The following is a 19,452-nucleotide window of genomic DNA, read 5'->3' on the forward strand; positions in this document are numbered from 1 at the left end:
TCAGTTCGTCGATTTCTTCTTACGGGTGAAGTACAGGCCGGCGCCCAGCGCGATCAGCATGAGGCCGATCAGCTGCCAGGACAGGTAGCTGTCTTCTCCCGTCTTCGGCAGTACCGATACGTCCGGTTGGCCATCGACCGTGCCGAGCGGAATTTCCTCCACGTCGACCTCGAAGAAAATTTCCTCCGCGTTGCCGTCGCCGTCCGTGACGATGACGGAGAACTTATCTTTGCCGACAAAGCCCGGCTTTGGCGTGTACGTCCACTTGCCGTCAGGCGTAACGGTCACGCTGCCGTTAGCAGGCTTATCGCCGACTGTAACCTTGCCGTCATCCGGCACTTCGACTTCGCCCGTGATCGGCGTATCTTCCTTCGTCTCCTCTTCTACAACGGGAGGCGTCGGGCTTGGAATAGTCGTATCCGGCGTAGGCGACGGAGTAGACGTGTCCGGTGTTTGCGACGGAGTAGTCGTATCCGGCGTCGGTGTCGGAGTAGTTGTGTCTGGCGTTGGCGACGGAGTAGTCGGATCCGGCGTTGGCGACGGAGTAGTCGTATCCGGCGTTGGCGACGGAGTAGTCGTATCCGGCGTTGGCGACGGAGTAGACGTGTCCGGCGTTGGCGACGGAGTAGTCGGATCCGGCGTCGGTGTCGGAGTAGTCGGATCAGGCGTCGGCGTCGGCGCGTCCGGATCTACTGTGTTCGAGATCGTAATCGTTTGTGCCACTTTAGAATTGATGGTTATGATTTGTTCATTGTCTGCAGGAAGGAGATAGCCTACAGGAGCCTTCGTTTCTTTTAAAATGTATTGCGAGTACAGCAGCGTCGGGAAAACGACCTTACCCGAAGCGTTCGTTGTCAGTTTGCCGACTACGGCACCGGTAGACTTACGGCGGAGCTCGAACTCGGCTCCTGAAAGGACCTTCGATGTATCCGACGCGTCGACCTTTGTGATCTCAAGGCTTCCAGTCAAGCCGGAGCCTGTACCCGAACCAGATGAGCGTTGGATGACGATTGGCGTCTCCTCGTTTTTAGTCACGGTGGTCACCCCGTTGCCCTCGAAGCTGACTTTATTGGTAATGGCAACGCCATGGGCCGCATCTGTCACGGTTCTATATTCGAGGATGTAAGCTGTCGTAATCGGATTAGGGTCGATGAAGCTGAGCGTGAACGTTTGTTTCCCGTCAGGCGCCGTGACGACATCAAGCTCATAATGGGTATCTCTCATTAATTCGGCTGCTTTCGACACGTTGCCGTTCGCTGCTACAGTAGTTGCAAATAATTTGAACGATTCCTCATCCAGTACCTGATTGCCGCTAGGCTCGTCAATGATTTTGGCATCGGCGACATGAGATTGTCCGCGATTGATTTGGATGGTCCAGTTCACGAAGTTAGGATCCGTTGCGTCCTGAGCTCCTGTTTTACGGATATATTCTCCGCCTTGCGGGATATTGACCGTATGCTTCAAGCTAGCTGAATAGCCGCCCACTCCAGATAGAACTGCGGTATTGTCTACTTTATTATTAATAAGTACTTGGTCGAGCGTTGTTTTGAATGTAATTTGATAAGGAGAATCGATAGGGTTCATGAAGTTGACGGTTAACGTGTTTTCATTAGCCTCGGACGGTTCGATGACCTCGTATTGACTCGGATCGACCGGTGCGCCGGTCGAAGTTCCGTTAGCCCCGCCGGTTAATGTCATGTGATGGATTTCCAAAGTTCCTGCTTGCAGCTTCTGGCCGGACAGGAGCTTGTCGGATACTGACGCATTGGCTATTTGCTTCTTGTTGTAGTTGATTCCGATATCCCAGGTGAGTTCTTTGGTGGTAGCGTTATAAGAACCTTTCTTATAACCGTTGTCTTTTGTATAAGTATCGGGATTGAACGTGTCTGAAAAATCTATGCTCTTCGTGGCGTCGGCCGTCGAACCGTCGATGGAAGTCCACGCTAGCGTCCCTTCATTGTAAAAAGTTCCGTTACTGTTTGCACTAGCATGTTTCCAGTCGTTATCGAACTTCGTTTTATAGGTGATGATATACTTTTTATTAACGACATGACCAGGATTGAAAGTTAAAGTGAACCCGGCTTTTTTGTCAGGCGCGCTCACCGCGTAAACGGATGAGATGACTGTCCCGGTATCAGCTTCCTTTACGGCTAATGTTTCCGGGATGAACTCAAGCCCGCCCTGTTCGAAAACGTCCGTAATGGATACGCCTTCAAGACTGTTATTGTTGCCGTTAATCACAATAGTCCAATCAACGGTTTTCGCGTCATAATCAGGATTGGAATCCGACTTTTTGGCAAATTGCTGCTCAAGCGCACGAGTGCCTGTTTTCGTGGTCGTTCCAGTTGTTACTTCGTTATGAATCGTTGAATTTGCATAAACGTGGCCATCCGCTTTTGTTTTGTAAGAAATTTTGTAGGCCGAGTCGATCTCGGAATTGAACTTAAGATCGAAACCTTCTTTGCCGCCGGATGCCGTAACAGGAGTGACCGTGTATTCAGAAGCATCGACCAAGCCGTCTTCTGATGCGGTACCGTTGTCGTTGATTTTCATCTGATGGACGACGATGCTGTTCGCTATCAATTGCTGAGAATCGTCGAACCGGTCTTGAAGCAGAGCATCATCCGCCGCGATAGTCGTCTCGCCGTAATTGTACGCGATCGCCCAGTCGACGGTTTGAGTAGCGGAGTTGTAACCGGTCGAACTTTTCCCAAGGAGCTCGCCCCGCGGCGTGTCTACGGTATCCTCGGCGGTCGCGTCCGTAATATTGTCGCCCGAAAATGTCGCTTCGTTTGTAAAGTCCGTTGCGGTACCGTCCAAAATCGCAGTCGTAAATTCAATCCGGTACGCTTTGTCGATGGTGCCGAGTCCTACCGTGAAGTCGTCCGTGCCGTTGATTTTGCCGACGGTGAATCCTGTTGTGATTTCTGATCCTTTGTCAGCCGTACCGTCAATATTGACGTTAAGGTTATACACCTTGACGGAGTCCGCTTTTAGCGCAAGACCGCTTGGAATCGGATCCGTTACCAAAGCATTCGTGACGCGGCCCAGGCTTTTGTTGACATCGATCGTCCAATTGATGTTCTTTGCGTTTTTCACCCTGTCGGTCTTACCGGACTTCGAAATCGGTGAGCCTCCCTTAGGATTGAATAGCAGGGTAACGGTCTGCTCACCGCCGTTAATTTTGAACTTAATTTCCTCAGTCGTTTGCTTGATGACGGTGCTCTGCTCGAATTCGGTGAAAAATTCGAGGGTTCCTTGTACATTGGAACGTTCCTTAATTAAATTGTTAAAAGTCATGACGACTTCATTGTCGCTGCTAGAGTCGCTCGTCTTCGTGACCGTAAAAGTTCCAATTTCTTCGCCATTAAATTTCAGAGGCTCTGTGAAGCCGTTATACAGCTTGAAAGCTTTCGGAAGCAAAAACTTGAACGTATCGCCCGCTTGGTAAGGGTGATCGTTAGGCAAAGCCCATTCATAATACAAACGTACTTTATCGTCAGGGTCGATTCGGAAGTCCGGATTGGATATGACGCCCGTCCCGGAATCGTATACCGAAGCGATAACCGTCCGTGCGGGGTCGTCCTTTACAATCGAAACTTTCGTCAGTATATTTTCCGTAATTTCGTTTCCTGCCGCTTCGACTTGCTTCAATACGCCGGCATAATTGGCATACTGAAACAAGAGCAATAACGCGATGATGAGCGCAGCCGATTTCTTTCTCACGTCTCTTACCTCCGTACCTATCAATGTAATAGTTTAAAATGATTGCCGTTCCGATAACGGAAGGCTAAAATACAAGGGAACCTCCTTTATCCATCAAAGTACGACTTTTTATAACATCCTTTGTATTGTACTGTATCGAAATATACAAAATCTGAAAAATACTGTCTAAACATGACGATGTCGAAGTCGTTAAAATGTTAGAGATTTTCCGATATGATTGAATAGAACGGTTATAATGAATTCATTCGTTGCCAAGCGACAACAAGAGGTGAAGAAATGAGATTCATGTTGGTAGACGACGAGAGGCTGGCGCTTCTTCAATTGGAAAAGCTGCTTCGCGAGGTCGTAGACACCGCGGAAGTCGAGGCGTTCCAGGATCCGGAGGAAGCGCTTGCGCATGCAGCCAAGGCGAGGCCGGACGTCGTTTTTTTGGATATTCACATGCCTGGCCTGTCGGGCTTGCAGGCGGCGGAACTGCTGCAGGTTTCATGTCCCGATGCGGCCATCGTGTTCGTAACGGCCTATGACGAATACGCCATCCAAGCGTTCGAGGTAAACGCGGTCGATTATGTATTGAAGCCGATTCAGAAGCAGCGCGTGCACAAAACGGTCGAGCGTTTGCTGAAGTTGAAACCCGAACGTGTAGACAATGGGCCGGCCGATCAGACGCCTAAAACGATCTATTGCCTTAAGACCTTGAGATTTCAATCGCGTGGGAAATCGCCCGAGGTGCCGAAGTGGCGAACGGCGAAGGCGCAGGAAATGTTCGCGTACCTGCTGCATCATAAAGGACAAATCGTGCACAAGTCGACGCTTCTGGACCTGTTCTTCCCCAGAATGGATCTGAAGCGGGCAATGGCCCAGCTGTATACGGCGATCTACCAAATCAGGCAATGCCTGCACGCGGCGGGAATGGTCGTTTCGATTCAAAATTCAAGCATTCAGGAAGGGTATATCCTGGAGATCGGCGAAGCGCTGCTGGACAAGGAGCAATGGGAGCAGAGGGGAGCCAGGCTGGGGATGGAGGTTGTTGCTAACCCGAATGAACGGTTCGAATGGCTTATGTCGTACGAAGGCGATTATTTGGAGGATCACGGCTACGTATGGGCGGAGCATGAAAGCGAGCGGCTTCGGCGATTGTGGCTTAGCCACGCGCGCGAGCTGGGGCTCTATTATTTGAAGGCGGATCGCGGACACGCGAGCACGGTTCAGCTCTACGAGCGCATCCAGCAGATCGATCCTTACAGCGAGGAGGAGGCTCTGATTTTATTGCGGCTGTACGATGAAAAAGGACAGTTCGATAAGGTCGCCGCCTATTACGAGGAGCTCAACGAGAAGATGGAATCGGAGCTTGGCCTGTCCATCCCCGTGCAGATCGGACTATGGTATCGGCAATGGCTGGAGGAGAGAGCCGGGAAGATCGCGAGCCGCGGATAACCTCGCGCCGGCGGAAGAAGCCGCGATCTTGCACCTTTTTAGATTAAAGAGTATAATGGAACGGGAACAAACATTCTTATTTTTGAATGGGCAAATGTAGAGAATTCATTTTCTTTGACTATACTGGTAACAGAACTTGAGGAATGACGGAGGTGGATGACGGCCGTGAGCGAGCTTATTAAGGAACCGAAGCCGTTCGAGATCATATCGGAGTATACGCCGCAGGGCGATCAGCCGAAGGCGATCGAGGAGCTGGTAGAAGGCGTCAAGGCGGGTAAGAGGCATCAGACGCTGCTGGGCGCGACCGGGACGGGCAAGACGTACACGATTGCCAATACGGTGGCGAAGCTGAACCGGCCGACGCTGGTCATCGCGCACAACAAGACGCTGGCCGCGCAGCTGTGCAGCGAGTTCAAAGCCTTTTTCCCCAACAATGCCGTGGAATACTTCGTAAGCTACTACGACTATTATCAACCGGAAGCCTACATTCCTTCTACGGATACGTTTATCGAGAAGGATTCGAGCATCAACGACGAGATCGATAAACTGCGCCACTCCGCGACGAGCGCCCTCTTCGATCGCCGAGACGTCATTATCGTCGCGAGCGTCTCGTGCATCTACGGCCTCGGCTCGCCGATGGAATACGGCAGCCTGGTCCTCTCGCTGCGCGTAGGGATGGAGAAGCCTCGCGACGCGATCCTGCATAAGCTGGTCGACATTCAATACTCGCGCAACGACATCAGCTTCACGCGCGGCACGTTCCGCGTGCGCGGCGATATCGTCGAGATCTTCCCGATCGCGAATAACGAGCGGGCCATTCGGGTCGAATTGTTCGGGGACGAGATCGAGCGCATCTCGGAAATCGACGTGCTGACCGGAGAGATCGTCGCCGAACGCGAGCATATCGCTATTTTCCCGGCCTCTCACTTCGTTACGCACGAGGAGACGATGAAGCTGGCTCTGGTCAACATCGAGCGCGAGCTGGAGGAGCGTCTCGCCGAGCTTCGCGGGGAAGGCAAGCTGCTGGAAGCGCAGCGGCTGGAGCAGCGGACGCGCTACGATTTGGAGATGATGGCCGAGATGGGCTTTTGCTCGGGCATCGAGAACTACTCCGGACCGCTGACGTTCAGGGAGCGCGGGGCTACGCCGTACACGCTGCTCGATTATTTCCCTGACGACATGCTGGTCGTCATCGACGAGTCGCACGTGTCGCTGCCCCAGATTCGGGCGATGTTCAACGGCGACCGGGCGCGGAAGGAAATGCTCGTCAATCACGGCTTCCGCCTGCCGTCCGCGATGGATAACCGGCCGCTTCGCTTCGAGGAGTTCGAGGAGAAGACGAAGCAGCTCATTTACGTATCCGCCACGCCCGGCCCTTACGAGCTGGAGCATTGCGATACGATGACGGAGCAGATCATCCGTCCGACGGGACTCATCGATCCGATCATCGAGGTGCGCCCGACGAAGGGGCAGATCGACGACTTGCTGCATGAAATCCGCGATCGGATCGCGAAGGACGAGAGGGTTCTCGTCACGACGCTGACGAAGAAGATGGCGGAGGATTTGACGGACTACATGAAGGAGATCGGCATCAAAGTCCGTTACCTTCATTCCGATATTAAGACGCTCGAGAGGCTTGCGATCCTGCGCGACCTCCGGCTCGGGGTTTTCCATGTGCTGATCGGGATCAATCTGCTACGGGAAGGCCTTGACCTGCCGGAAGTATCGCTCGTCGCGATACTCGACGCGGACAAGGAAGGCTTTCTTCGCTCCGACCGCTCGCTCATCCAGACGATCGGGCGGGCCGCGAGGAACAGCGAAGGCCGCGTCATCATGTACGGCGACAAAATCACCGATTCGATGGATCGCGCGATCAAGGAGACGGAGCGCCGGCGCGCGATTCAGCTGGCGCATAACGAGAAGCATGGCATTACGCCTCAGACGATACGGAAGAAAGTCCTCAACGTCATCGAGGCTACGAAGGTAGCGGAGCAGAAGTCCGACTACTTGACCGGGGCGGACGCCGACAAAATGTCCAAAAAGGATCGCTTGGCGCTTGTGGAGAAGCTGGAGGCGGAGATGAAGGAAGCGGCGAAGAGCTTGCAGTTCGAGCGGGCCGCGGAGCTTCGCGACGCGCTGCTTGAGCTTCGCGCCGAGATGGGATAGTAGGAGGAGAGAAGAAATTGGCTAGCGATAAGATCGTCATTAAGGGCGCGCGCGCCCACAATCTCAAAAACATAGACGTCACGATACCGCGCGACAAGTTCGTCGTCTTAACCGGGCTGAGCGGATCGGGCAAATCCTCGCTTGCGTTCGATACCATTTATGCCGAGGGCCAGCGCCGCTACGTGGAGTCGCTGTCGGCTTACGCCCGCCAATTTCTCGGGCAAATGGAGAAGCCCGACGTCGATTCGATCGACGGGCTGTCCCCGGCCATCTCGATCGACCAGAAGACGACGAGCCGCAACCCTCGCTCTACGGTGGGCACGGTAACGGAAATTTACGACTATCTTCGGTTGCTGTTCGCGCGCATCGGCAAGCCGCACTGCCCGGAGCACGGCATCGAGATTACGTCGCAGACGGTCGAACAGATGGTCGACCGCATTATGGAATATCCGGAGAAGACAAGGCTTCAAATTTTGGCTCCGATCGTCTCGGGGCGCAAGGGCGAGCATGCGAAGCTGCTGGCCGACATCCAGAAGCAGGGCTTCGTGCGCGTTCGGGTGAACGGCGAGCTGAGGGAGCTTAGCGAGAAGATCGAGCTCGAGAAGAACAAGAAGCACAGCATCGAGGTCGTCGTAGATCGGATCGTCGTGAAGTCGGACGTCCACGGCCGGCTGGCCGACTCCCTCGAAACGGCACTAAAGCTGGCCGAAGGAAGAGTGCTCGTCGACATCATCGATCAGGAGGAGCTGCTGTTCAGCTCGAATCTCGCATGTCCGGAATGCGGGTTCAGCATCGACGAGCTGGAGCCGCGCATGTTCTCCTTCAACAGCCCGTACGGCGCCTGCCCGGAATGCGACGGCTTGGGCGTGAAGATGATCGTCGATCCCGAATTGCTGGTGCCGGATGCTTCGCTTACGATCGAAGAAGGCGCCTTCCAGGCATGGGTCGGAAGCACGTCGAACTATTACCCGCAATTTCTAAGCGCCGTTTGCGTTCATTACGGTATCCCCCAGAACGTGCCGGTGTCGGAGCTGTCCGCCGAACAGATGAAGAAGCTTCTGTACGGAACCGGCGGAGAGCGCGTCCGATTCCTCTACGAGAACGACTTCGGCCACCGCAAGGAAGCGTACGTTCCGTTCGAGGGCATCGTCAACAACCTGGAGCGCCGGTACCGGGACACGGGTTCTGACATGATGCGCGAGCATATCGAAGGCTATATGAGCGCCAAGCCTTGCGGATCATGCAAGGGCCAGCGCCTGCGCAAGGAAAGTCTCGCCGTCACGATCGGCGCGCAGAACGTCGCGCAGGTCACTTCGTTGTCGATCGGGGAAGCGAGCCGCTATTTCGAAGGGCTGAAGCTGATCGACAAGGAGCGGACGATCGCGGGTCTTATTTTGAAGGAAATTAACAGCCGGCTCGGGTTCCTCGTCAACGTCGGACTTGAATATTTGTCGCTAAGCCGAGCAGCGGGCACGCTATCGGGCGGCGAAGCGCAGCGGATCCGGTTGGCCACCCAAATCGGATCCAGCCTGATGGGCGTCCTCTATATCTTGGACGAGCCGAGCATCGGGCTGCATCAGCGGGATAACGATCGGTTGATCCAGACGCTGGAGCATATGCGCAATCTGGGCAATACGCTCATCGTCGTCGAGCATGACGAGGATACGATGCTCGCGGCCGATTACATTATCGACATCGGACCGGGCGCCGGCATTCACGGGGGCAAGGTTATCGCGCAGGGAACGCCGAAGGAAGTAATGGCGGACGATAACTCGCTTACGGGCCAATATTTGAGCGGCCGGAAGTTCATCGAGGTGCCGGAGGAGCGCCGCAAGACGAACGACAAGTGGCTCGAGGTTCGCGGCGCGAAGGAGAACAACCTGAGGAACGTCAACGTCAAAATCCCGCTCGGCGTGTTCTCCGCCGTGACGGGCGTATCCGGCTCGGGCAAATCGACGTTCGTTAATGAAATTTTGTATAAGACGCTTGCGCGGGACTTGAACAAGGCGAAGGTTCGCCCTGGCCAATACAAAGAACTTCGCGGCCTTGAGCATTTGGAGAAGGTCATTGACATCGATCAGTCGCCGATCGGCCGGACGCCGCGCTCGAATCCGGCAACCTATACGGGCGTGTTCGACGATATCCGCGACTTGTACGCCAGCACGAACGAGGCGAAGGTACGCGGCTACAAGAAGGGCCGGTTCAGCTTCAACGTGAAGGGCGGCCGCTGCGAAGCCTGCCGCGGCGACGGCATTATTAAGATCGAGATGCACTTCCTGCCGGACGTTTACGTTCCTTGCGAGATTTGCAAAGGCAAGCGTTACAACCGCGAGACGCTGGAAGTGAAGTACAAAGGGAAAAACATCGCGGAAGTGCTGGAAATGACGATCGAGGACAGCTGCGTCTTCTTCGAGAATCTTCCGCGCATCCATCGCAAAGTGCAGACGTTGCTCGATGTCGGTCTCGGCTATATGAAGCTTGGTCAGCCGGCGACGACGCTGTCCGGCGGCGAAGCGCAGCGCGTGAAGCTGGCGGCGGAGCTGTACCGCAGGTCGACGGGCAAGACGCTTTATATACTGGATGAACCGACGACCGGCTTGCATGTCCATGACATTGACCGGCTGCTGACCGTGCTTCACCGGCTGGTCGATTCGGGCGAATCCGTGCTCGTTATCGAGCATAATCTGGACGTCATCAAGACGGCCGACTATCTTATCGACCTCGGTCCGGAAGGCGGCAACGGCGGCGGAACGATCGTCGCGACCGGCACGCCGGAGCAGGTCATCAAGGTCGAGCAGTCGTATACCGGCAAATATTTGAAGCCGGTTCTGGCCCGCGACCGTGAACGGACGATCGCGAGACGCAAGGAACTGGAGCAGGTAGCTGCCGCAGCAGAATAAACCGTCAGGAGGGCGCATCGCTGTCGATCTTCGGATCTTCGGGCGATGAGCCCTCTCTTTTTTCGGCAATAACGGAAAGGAGCAACACCAGTGGGGGATAGGAGTAAATTTGGCTTCTATCAAAAAAGGGTGAAAATAGACAAAAACCCGCTGGCGGGAACGGCATAAGCCTAGTCCGCCAGCGGGTTTTAACATTTTGCAATAGGGTTTAACTAGCCAAAATTTCGGTCAGCTTTTCTTGGAAAGCAGGTACGCCTACGCGATTAACGAAGGCGTGGAAGCTTTCGCCGCTGCTCCGCTGCTCCTTGTAGAACTCGATCAACTGCTTCAGCACGCTGCCGACGTCGCTGCTCTTCACGCGCCCTTTGAGCGCTGTATTGAACTTGGCGTCCGGACCGAGGATGCCTCCGACGGCAATGTCGTATGCGTCGACCATGCCTTCCGGCGTCTTGACGAGCGAGCCTTGCAGGCCGATATCCGCGATATGCTTCTGGCCGCAAGCGTTCGGGCAGCCGATAAAGTGAATGCGGATCTTCTCGTCCAGCTCGACGTTCTCATCCAGGTATTGCGCGACGACGCGGGCGAATTCCTTCGTCTCTACGATCGCCAGGTTGCAGAATTCGTTGCCCGTGCAGGATACGGTACGGCTCATGAAATGCTTCGGATTCGGCGACAGGCGGTTAAACACGGGTGCTTGAAGCGCCTCTTCCACCTTGTCGTCCGGCACTCCCGCGATAATAATGTTTTGCGACATCGTCGTGCGGATTGTGCCGTCTCCGTATTTGTCCGCGATATCGGCAAGCTGCTCGAATTCGTTGGAATTCGTGCGGCCGACCGGAACGTTCAGGCCGATGTAATTCAGGCCGTCCTGCTTCTGCGGGTGAACGCCGTCAAAGTAAGCGGCTTGCCAGCCGGCCGTTTTGTCTTCGCCGCGCGAAGGCATGTCGCCGATAATTTCGACCAGCTTCTCTTTGAACTTCTCCGGACCCCAGTCCGCGACCAAATATTTCAGGCGGGCCTGATGGCGCTTCTCGCGGTACCCGTAATCGCGGAAAATCGTCGTAACGCCGATGGCTACCTTCAATACTTCCTCCGGACGCACGAACATATCGATCGGCTTCGCCAAATGCGGCTTAGCGGACAGGCCGCCTCCGACGAAAAAGTGGAATCCGATTACCTCTTGGCCGTCGATCACCTTAGTTGCAGGGACGAAGGCAAGGTCGTTGATCTCCGCGTTGGCGTTGTTATAGATATTGGCAGAGATGGACATTTTATATTTACGAGGCAGGTTCGAGAAGTCGCGGTTCATCAGGAAGAAATCGTTCACTTCACTCACGATCGCCGTCGTATCCATCAACTCGTTCTTGTCGATACCCGCCAGCGGATTGCCTACAATCGTTCTCGGGCAGTCGCCGCAAGCTTCGTAGCTGTAAAGGCCGACTTGCTCAAGCCGTTTGAAAATATCGGGCAGGTTCTCGACCTTCAACCAGTGATACTGAATCGCTTGCCTAGTCGTGACGTCGATCAGATCGCGGCCGTAATCGCGGCCAATCGAAGCGAGCATGCGCGCCTGCTCGGACGTCATAATGCCGCTGTTAATCCGGATGCGCATCATGAAGTGGCCGTCGCGCGGCTTTTGCTCATAGACGCCCGCCCATTTGAAGCGGTTCATATCGTCTTCCGGAATCGAGGAATACCCTTTCTGGGAATATTCTTCAATGATGGTGCGGATGACGTCGAGACCGTCCTTCTCCATCTTCACAAATTCGAATTTATTCAATTTGGACGGATCGTTCATCCAAATCGGTTCGTAAGCCATTGTCATGTCCCCCTTGTAAGTGTCAAGCATGCCTATAAATTCCGACGTTCTTAGTATGAATATACTACGATGATGGTAACATATTTTAGGTATGGGTACAATGAAATGGCGCAGGTCATCCATAAGACTTTATTATGCGATTGATTGGCTTTTATTATATTGAAGCGATCATTCGAAATTCGTGACAAAGTTGTTACGAAACCGGATTCGGACTTGCGTCCGCGGCAACTTGAAGCTAACATAGAGTAATATAGGCTACGTGCGAAAAAAAGGAGGTCCCTTCATGTTTTTGGCAGAAGAAGCAGCTCAGGCGGCCAGCAAAATCAATACGTTCGATTGGTTCATGCTCGCGTTCACCATACTGATTGCAATCGGCTTCGTTCGACTGCTCGGCGCCCGTCCCAAAAGGAACTTGTTCGCTATCGGATTCACGGCGGTAGCGCTCATCCTGTTTCTGGTCATCGACTACATCATGATCACGAAGGTTTGGTTAGCTTAAAAATAGGGAAACAAAAGGTCTGCCGGACGCATCCGGCAGACCTTTTGTTGTCAAAATTATACCCACCACATTTCGCCAAGCGGCTCGCGGATCAGGATTTGCTGAAGGTTTTGAACGGCTTTCGTGAAGCCTTCGTCAACGGACATCAAGCCGTCTTCGTGCTCGATGCTGACGACGTAGTCGTAGCCGACGAGGCGGAGCGCGCTGAGGATGTCAGCCCATGTCTTCAGGTCGTGTCCATAGCCGACGGTACGGAACTGCCAAGCGCGGTCAAGCATGAGCGCGTAGGATTGCATGTCCGTTACGCCGTGATGGTTGACGTTGATCGGATCGATCGTCGTATCCTTCGCGTGGAAGTGATGGATGGCGCCCGCGCGGCCAAGAATATGTACCGCTTGCACGGGATCGATGCCTTGCCACCACATATGGCTCGGATCCAGGTTGGCGCCGATTGCGCTGCCAGCCGCTTCGCGGAGGCGAAGAAGCGTCGCCGGGCTGTGCACGGAGAAGCCGCCGTGAAGCTCGAGGCCGATTTTGACCCCTGCCGCTTCGGCCTGTTTGCCGATTTCGGACCAATATGGAATAACTTTCGCTTCCCATTGCCATTTCAAAATATCTTGATAATCGTTCGGCCATGGCGCAACCGGCCAGTTCGGATACTTGGCATCCTCGTGATCGCCCGGGCAGCCGGAGAACGTGTTGACGACCGGTACTTCGAGACGGTTCGCGAGCTCGATCGTTTTGCGGATCACGCCGTCATGCTCGGTGGAGATCGCCTTCTGCGGATGCAGCGGATTGGCGTGGCAGCTGAGCGCGCTGATGATCAAACCGCGCGATTCCACCGCCTGTTTAAACGCTTTCAGCTTAGCCTCGTCCGCAAGCAGCGCGTCAACGTCGCAGTGCGCGTTGCCCGGGTAGCCGCCCGTTCCGATCTCGATCGCTTCAAGCCCTTTGGAGGCGATGTAGTCGAGCGCTTCTTCGAAAGGCTTCTGAGCAAATAAAACGCTGAATACTCCTAATTTCATCGAATCATATACCTCCCAAAATCCACCGAATGGATTGTTTTAGCAGTCTCTTCTAGTATACCACTTCCGTCTAAGGAACACATAATCCAAACGACATTTGACAAAATCGCATAATAACAAAGCAAAACAAGAATAGAGCGGCAGAGGGGCCGTTCGACGTCAGACTATGTTCCTAGTAATAGAATAATACTTGTTTAGCTATTTAGTAGAAGGTGATACTGTTAAGGGGCTAGCCGACTGGCAGCAATGTGTGGTGGAATAGAGAGTCGCGGTTTGATACACTGATAGAAGCAACGGCGCCAGCCGTTTACGCGAGGAATGAGAGGGATTAACGAATAGATGAAAACAACCTTAAATAGATCGGATGTCGAGCTGCTGGCTCCGGCCGGCGATTGGGATTGCATGCGGGCGGCCGTGGCCAACGGCGCCGATGCGATATTTTTCGGCGTGGAGAAGTTTAACGCCCGCGCCCGCGCGAACAACTTCCGCAGCGAGGAGCTGCCGGAGATTATGGCGTTTCTTCATACGTACGGCGTCAAGGGCTTCCTGACGTTCAATATTCTCGTGTTCGAGGACGAGCTGCGGGACGCGCAGAAGCTGATCGAGATGTGCATCGACGCGGGCGTCGACGCGGTCATCGTGCAGGACTTGGGGCTCGTGAAGCTGATCCGCGAGCTGTCGCCGGACTTTCCGATCCACGGCTCGACGCAGATGACGATCACGTCGCCGGAGGCGGTCGAATTCACGAAGCCGTTCGGACTGGAGCGGGTTGTGCTCGGCCGGGAGAATAACCTGAAGCAAATTCGCACGATCGGCGAGCAGGCGAAGCTGCCGATGGAGGTGTTCGTGCACGGCGCGCTTTGCGTATCGTACTCCGGGCAATGCCTCACCTCGGAAATGTGGGGCGGCCGCTCCGCGAACCGCGGCGAATGCGCGCAAGCTTGCCGGCTGCCGTACGATCTGCTGGTCGACGGCGAGGTGAAGCCGATGGGAGACATCGCCTACTTGCTGTCGCCGAAAGATTTGGCGGCGATCGATATCATGCCGGAGCTCATCGAAGCGGGCGTCACGTCGTTTAAAATCGAAGGGCGCCTCAAAAGCCCGGAATATGTCGCGAACGTCGTAAGCAAATATCGCCGTGCGATCGACAACTATTTCGAGGGAGACTTATCGAAGCCGTCCGCCGAGGATGTGCGCGAGCTGCAGCAAAGCTTCTCGCGCGGCTTTACGCACGGCTTCCTGCAAGGAACGAACAACAAGCAGCTGGTCGAGGGCACGTTCCCGAAAAGCCGTGGCGTCTATCTTGGCAGAGTCGAACGCATTATGCGCGACGCGGTTACGCTGCGGATCGAAGCGCCGCTGAAGCGCGGCGACGGCATCGTGTTCGACGCGGGCGACCCTACGAAGAAGGAAGAGGGCGGACGCGTCTACGACATTCGCCGCCAAGGCGTGAAGATCGAGGGCGAGGCGCAGGAAGGCGTCGTGATTGAACTCGTCGCCGGCCGCAACGACGTTGATCTGCGCAAGGTGCATGTCGGCGACCGCGTCTGGAAGACGAGCGATCCGGCGTTAGACAAGCGGCTGCGCGCAACGTTCGAGACGGAGAAGCCGTACCGCGTGTTCCCGCTGCATATCCGCGTCTCCGGCGAGCTCGGAGCGCCGCTGCGCACCTGGTGGACGGACGTTCAGAAAGGAACGACGGTTGAAGTCGCGTCCGAGCTGCTGCTGGAGCAGGCGCAGAAGCGGCCGATGGACGCGGCGCTGCTGGAGGATCAGCTCGGACGGCTCGGCGGGACGATCTATCAGCTCGACAAGCTGGAGGTCGACTTGCAGGGCGATTTGATCGTACCGATCCGCGAACTGAACCGAATGCGCCGCGAAGCGGTCGAGCAGCTGGCAGGCGAGCGCCCGAAGCCGCCGGTCTACGTCAAAAATAAAGTGAACGCGTTCGCGGATGCCTATGCCGGAGGCAAGGACATTACCGCTCCGCGAAGCGGCAAGAATGCGAAGCTGACGGCGCTCTGCCGCAGCCTCGAGCAGGTGCAGGCCGCGGTCACAACCGATGTCGCCTACATTTACGCCGATTTCGAATTCATTAAGCAGTTCCCCGCCGCGGTCGCGGCCGCCCGCGAGGCGGGCAAGCCGATCGCGCTGGCGACGCCGCGCATCCATATGCCGGGCGAGAACGGCTATCACGCGAATATATTGAAGCTGCAGCCGGACGCGGTGCTCGTTCGGAACACGGGGGCGCTCTACTATTATTTGAGGGCGCGCGCCGCGAATCCGGAGAAGCCGTTCCCTAAGCTGATCGGCGACTTCTCGCTTAACGTGGCGAACCATAAGGCGGTTAACCTGTTCGCCGAGGTCGGCCTCGACCTGATTACGCCGTCGTACGACCTTAACATTCAGCAGATGGTCGATCTGCTCGAGCACGCGGACACCTCGAAGCTGGAGGTCGTCATTCATCAGCATTTGCCGATGTTCCACACGGAGCATTGCGTGTACTGCACCTTCATGAGCGAAGGCACGGATTATACGAACTGCGGCCGGCCGTGCGAGGAGCAGCGCGCGTCCTTGCAGGACCGGATCGGCATGGCGCATCCCGTGCGCGTCGACGAAGGCTGCCGCAATACGGTATACAACGCGATCGAGCAGTCCGGGGCGGAATATATCCGCAACTTCGTCGGCCTCGGCGTCGAGAACTTCCGCGTCGAGTTTTTGGAAGAGTCATCGGAGAAGGTGCTGGAGGTGCTGTCGCTATACCGCGACGCGCTCGACGGACGCATCAGCGGCACGCAGGTATGGCGGAGCCTGAAGGCGATCAATCAGCTTGGCGTGACCCGCGGACAGCTGGTTAAATAACAATAGCGAGGCAGGATTTTTCATGAACGAGGCTTGGTTTTCCGGTTGGCGGCATGTGTTTAAGCTTGACCCCGACCGGCACATTTCCGATGAGGCGCTAGAAGCGGTATGTACGTCCGGTACGGATGCGATCATCATTGGAGGCTCGAGCGGCGTCACGTTCGAGAATACGGTCGACCTCATGGCGCGCGTCCGCCGCTACGCGTTGGACTGCGCGCTGGAAGTATCGACGGCGGAAGGCGCCGTTCCCGGATTCGACGGCTATTTCGTTCCCCTCGTCCTGAACACGGGCGAAGCGGAGTGGATTAACGGCCGCCAGACGGAAGGGCTGAAGGAATACGGCTCGTTCGTCCCTTGGGAGACGACGGCCGCGCAAGGCTATCTCATCTTGAACGCGGAGGCGACCGCGGCGAAGCTGACGGGAGCGCGGACGCAATTGACCGAAGCCGACGTCGTCGCGCACGTACAAATGGCGGACCGGCTCATGCGGCTGCCGGTCGTTTATTTGGAATATAGCGGACGTTTCGGCGATATGCAGCTCGTGAAGCGGGCGAAGGCGGCCGCCGTTCAGGCGCGCGTTTTTTACGGCGGAGGCATTGACGGCGCGGACAAGGCCCGCCAAGCGGCCGAATCGGCCCATACGGTCGTGGTCGGCAACGCGATCTACAGCGACCTCGAAGCAGCGCTCTCCACCGTCGCGGCTGTCCGTGAAGCGGCGGGCGGCACCATCGGCTCCAAGTAACCGAAGGCTGGTGCCGAACAACAGAAGAATTGCACGGATGCCATCGCTCTGAACCCGGAACGGTGGCATTTTTGTCGGATGGCAAGGAGTAATAAAATTCTCTCAAAAATGAGCTTAAGCAAATTGACACGGCGGTGGCCGTTGTCTACACTGGAAATAGGCGAACAAATGCGAACAAAGGAGCCAAAGCATGTTGAATTCCATTGGCATCGAGCAAGCGGTGCAGAAGCTGAACTCGCCGCAGCGGGAAGCCGTTCTGGCGACCGACGGTCCCCTGCTCATCATGGCGGGGGCGGGCAGCGGCAAGACGCGCGTGCTGACGCATCGGATTGCATACTTAATAGAAAAGAAACGCGTGGCGCCGTGGAGCATTCTGGCGATCACCTTTACGAATAAAGCGTCGAGGGAGATGCAGGACAGGGTCAGCGCCCTCGTCGGGCCGTCGGGAAGGGATATTTGGGTTTCGACCTTCCACTCTATGTGCGTGCGCATCCTGCGCAGGGACATCGACCGGATCGGCTTCACGTCCAGCTTCTCCATCCTGGATTCCTCGGACCAGCTCTCGGTTATCCGCAATTGCATGAAGGATATGAACATCGATACGAAAAAATTCGAGCCGAAGGCGGTGCAAGCCGCGATCAGCGGCGCGAAGAACGAGCTGATCACGCCGGAGCAGTACGAGCAGAAGGTCGGGGATTATTTTCAAGGCATCGTGGCCCAGGTTTATACCAAGTACCAGAAGAGGCTGTACAGCAACAACTCGCTCGACTTCGACGACCTGATCATGATCACGATCCGGCTGTTCAAGGAAATGCCCGAGGTGCTCGATTTCTATCAGAACAAATTCCGCTACATCCACGTGGACGAGTATCAGGATACGAACCGGGCGCAATATATGCTGACCCGCATGCTGGCGGATAAGCACCACAACCTGTGCGTCGTCGGCGACAGCGACCAGTCGATTTACCGGTGGCGCGGAGCGGACATTACGAACATTTTGAACTTCGAAAGCGATTATCCCGAGGCGCGGACGATTATGCTCGAGCAGAACTATCGTTCGACGGCCAACATACTCGACGCCGCCAATGCGGTCATCAAGCTGAATACGGGCCGGAAGCCGAAGAAGCTGTGGACCGATCAGGGGGCCGGCGACCCGATCTCGCTCTACCAGGCGGATACGGAGCATGAGGAAGGCTACTTCGTAACGGGAGAAATTCGCAAAAACCTGGGCAAAGGCTACAAATACGCCGATCACGCGATTTTGTACCGCACGAATGCACAATCCCGGGTAATCGAGGAAATACTAATCAAATCGGATATTCCTTATCAGATCGTCGGGGGCATCAAGTTCTACGACCGCAAAGAGATCAAGGATTTGCTCGGTTATTTGAAGCTCGTCTCGAACCCGGACGACGATATCAGCCTGCTGCGCATCATTAACGTGCCGAAGCGCGGCATCGGCGATACGACGGTCGGCAAGCTGGCGGAGGAAGCGGCGCGGCGGGGCACCTCGATTTATCGGGTACTGGACGATCTGCGCGATCTTGACGTGAACGGACGGACGCGAACGCAGCTTCGCGAATTTCACGGGATTATCGACAACCTGACGAGAATGGTCGAATATTTATCGGTGACGGAGCTCACCGAGAAGGTGCTTGAGCTGTCGCAATACCGACTGGAGCTGCAGCAGGAGAACACGCTCGAGTCGAAGGCCCGCTTGGAGAACATCGAGGAGTTCCTGTCGGTGACGATGGACTTCGAGAAGCGGAACGAGGATCGGACGCTGGTCGCGTTCTTGACGGACCTCGCTTTGATTGCCGATATCGATACGCTAAGCAAAGAAGAAGAAGCGGCGGACAAAAGCGGCGACGCGGTCGTGCTCATGACGATGCACAGCGCCAAAGGACTCGAGTTCCCGGTCGTGTTCATCATCGGCATGGAAGAGAGCGTATTTCCGCACAGCCGGGCGCTGGCCGACAACGAGGAGCTGGAGGAGGAGCGGCGGCTTGCTTACGTGGGCATTACCCGCGCGGAAAAGCGGCTGTACCTCACGTGCGCGAGAATGCGCACGCTGTTCGGCCGAACAGGCAGCAACGCCCCTTCGCGCTTCCTGCAGGAAATACCGGAGGGCGTGCGCGAAACCGCTTCGGCCGGCGGAGGTTTCTCCCGCGGAGGCGGCTTCGGTGCCGGAGCGGGCGGCTTCGGCGGCGGCGCGGCAGCGCATAGCGCCGCCGGCCGCAGCTTTGGCGGGCGCGCGCCGGCATACGGCGCGCCCG

General features: G+C 55.9%; 10 protein-coding genes. 7 read left to right on the plus strand and 3 right to left on the minus strand.

Annotation, left to right across the window (positions count from 1 at the left end; translation table 11 throughout):
* Nucleotides 1-3,726, minus strand: coding sequence for a collagen binding domain-containing protein (locus IDH41_RS07610; RefSeq protein WP_190859726.1), 3,726 nt, complete (start codon nt 3,724-3,726; stop codon nt 1-3).
* Between the two features lie 276 nt (nt 3,727-4,002).
* Here IDH41_RS07610 and IDH41_RS07615 point away from each other — a divergent pair, with 276 nt between their 5' ends.
* The 3 genes from IDH41_RS07615 (at nt 4,003) to uvrA (ending at nt 10,229) form a co-directional block, all read left to right on the plus strand.
* The gene (locus IDH41_RS07615) at nt 4,003-5,163 is read left to right on the plus strand and encodes a response regulator (RefSeq protein ID WP_190859728.1); all 1,161 of its coding nucleotides are present in this window, start codon (nt 4,003-4,005) and stop codon (nt 5,161-5,163) included.
* Between the two features lie 165 nt (nt 5,164-5,328).
* Nucleotides 5,329-7,329: an excinuclease ABC subunit UvrB gene (gene uvrB, locus IDH41_RS07620; protein ID WP_397327604.1), complete on the plus strand. Its 2,001-nt coding sequence runs from the start codon at nt 5,329-5,331 to the stop codon at nt 7,327-7,329.
* A 17-nt stretch (nt 7,330-7,346) separates the two neighbouring features.
* Nucleotides 7,347-10,229, plus strand: a complete 2,883-nt coding sequence (gene uvrA / locus IDH41_RS07625; protein WP_190859732.1) for an excinuclease ABC subunit UvrA — start codon at nt 7,347-7,349, stop codon at nt 10,227-10,229.
* 208 nt (nt 10,230-10,437) lie between these two features.
* Here the strand turns inward: uvrA and IDH41_RS07630 are convergent, their stop codons facing one another.
* A complete protein-coding gene (locus IDH41_RS07630) occupies nt 10,438-12,048 on the minus strand; it encodes a nitrite/sulfite reductase (protein ID WP_190859734.1) in 1,611 nt (536 codons plus the stop codon).
* Nucleotides 12,049-12,331: 283 nt separating this feature from the next.
* On the opposite strand from IDH41_RS07630, the gene IDH41_RS07635 reads away from it, so the two are divergent.
* Nucleotides 12,332-12,547 carry a hypothetical protein gene (locus IDH41_RS07635; RefSeq protein WP_190859736.1) on the plus strand — a complete coding sequence of 72 codons (216 nt, stop codon included), beginning with the start codon at nt 12,332-12,334 and terminating at the stop codon, nt 12,545-12,547.
* Nucleotides 12,548-12,603: 56 nt separating this feature from the next.
* On the opposite strand, the gene IDH41_RS07640 is transcribed toward IDH41_RS07635, so the two are convergent.
* Nucleotides 12,604-13,572: a sugar phosphate isomerase/epimerase family protein gene (locus tag IDH41_RS07640; RefSeq protein WP_190859738.1), complete on the minus strand. Its 969-nt coding sequence runs from the start codon at nt 13,570-13,572 to the stop codon at nt 12,604-12,606.
* A 339-nt stretch (nt 13,573-13,911) separates the two neighbouring features.
* Here IDH41_RS07640 and IDH41_RS07645 point away from each other — a divergent pair, with 339 nt between their 5' ends.
* The 3 genes from IDH41_RS07645 to pcrA form a co-directional block, all read left to right on the plus strand.
* Nucleotides 13,912-16,434, plus strand: coding sequence for a U32 family peptidase (locus IDH41_RS07645; RefSeq protein ID WP_190859740.1), 2,523 nt, complete (start codon nt 13,912-13,914; stop codon nt 16,432-16,434).
* Nucleotides 16,435-16,456: 22 nt separating this feature from the next.
* Nucleotides 16,457-17,176, plus strand: coding sequence for a heptaprenylglyceryl phosphate synthase (locus IDH41_RS07650; RefSeq protein ID WP_190859742.1), 720 nt, complete (start codon nt 16,457-16,459; stop codon nt 17,174-17,176).
* 193 nt (nt 17,177-17,369) lie between these two features.
* Nucleotides 17,370-19,452 (plus strand): DNA helicase PcrA (pcrA, locus tag IDH41_RS07655; protein WP_449867045.1); only part of this gene is annotated, 2,083 nt, incomplete at its 3' end.

Source organism: Paenibacillus arenilitoris, from assembly GCF_014705655.1.
Lineage (GTDB): Bacteria > Bacillota > Bacilli > Paenibacillales > Paenibacillaceae > Pristimantibacillus > Pristimantibacillus arenilitoris.

Excerpts from the sequence above, each read along its gene's own strand:
- IDH41_RS07615 (WP_190859728.1), top strand. The coding sequence starts at position 4,003 with ATGAGATTCATGTTGGTAGACGACGAGAGGCTGGCGCTTCTTCAATTG.
- IDH41_RS07630 (WP_190859734.1), bottom strand. The coding sequence starts at position 12,048 with ATGGCTTACGAACCGATTTGGATGAACGATCCGTCCAAATTGAATAAA.
- IDH41_RS07635 (WP_190859736.1), top strand. The coding sequence starts at position 12,332 with ATGTTTTTGGCAGAAGAAGCAGCTCAGGCGGCCAGCAAAATCAATACG.
- IDH41_RS07640 (WP_190859738.1), bottom strand. The coding sequence starts at position 13,572 with ATGAAATTAGGAGTATTCAGCGTTTTATTTGCTCAGAAGCCTTTCGAA.
- IDH41_RS07645 (WP_190859740.1), top strand. The coding sequence starts at position 13,912 with ATGAAAACAACCTTAAATAGATCGGATGTCGAGCTGCTGGCTCCGGCC.
- IDH41_RS07650 (WP_190859742.1), top strand. The coding sequence starts at position 16,457 with ATGAACGAGGCTTGGTTTTCCGGTTGGCGGCATGTGTTTAAGCTTGAC.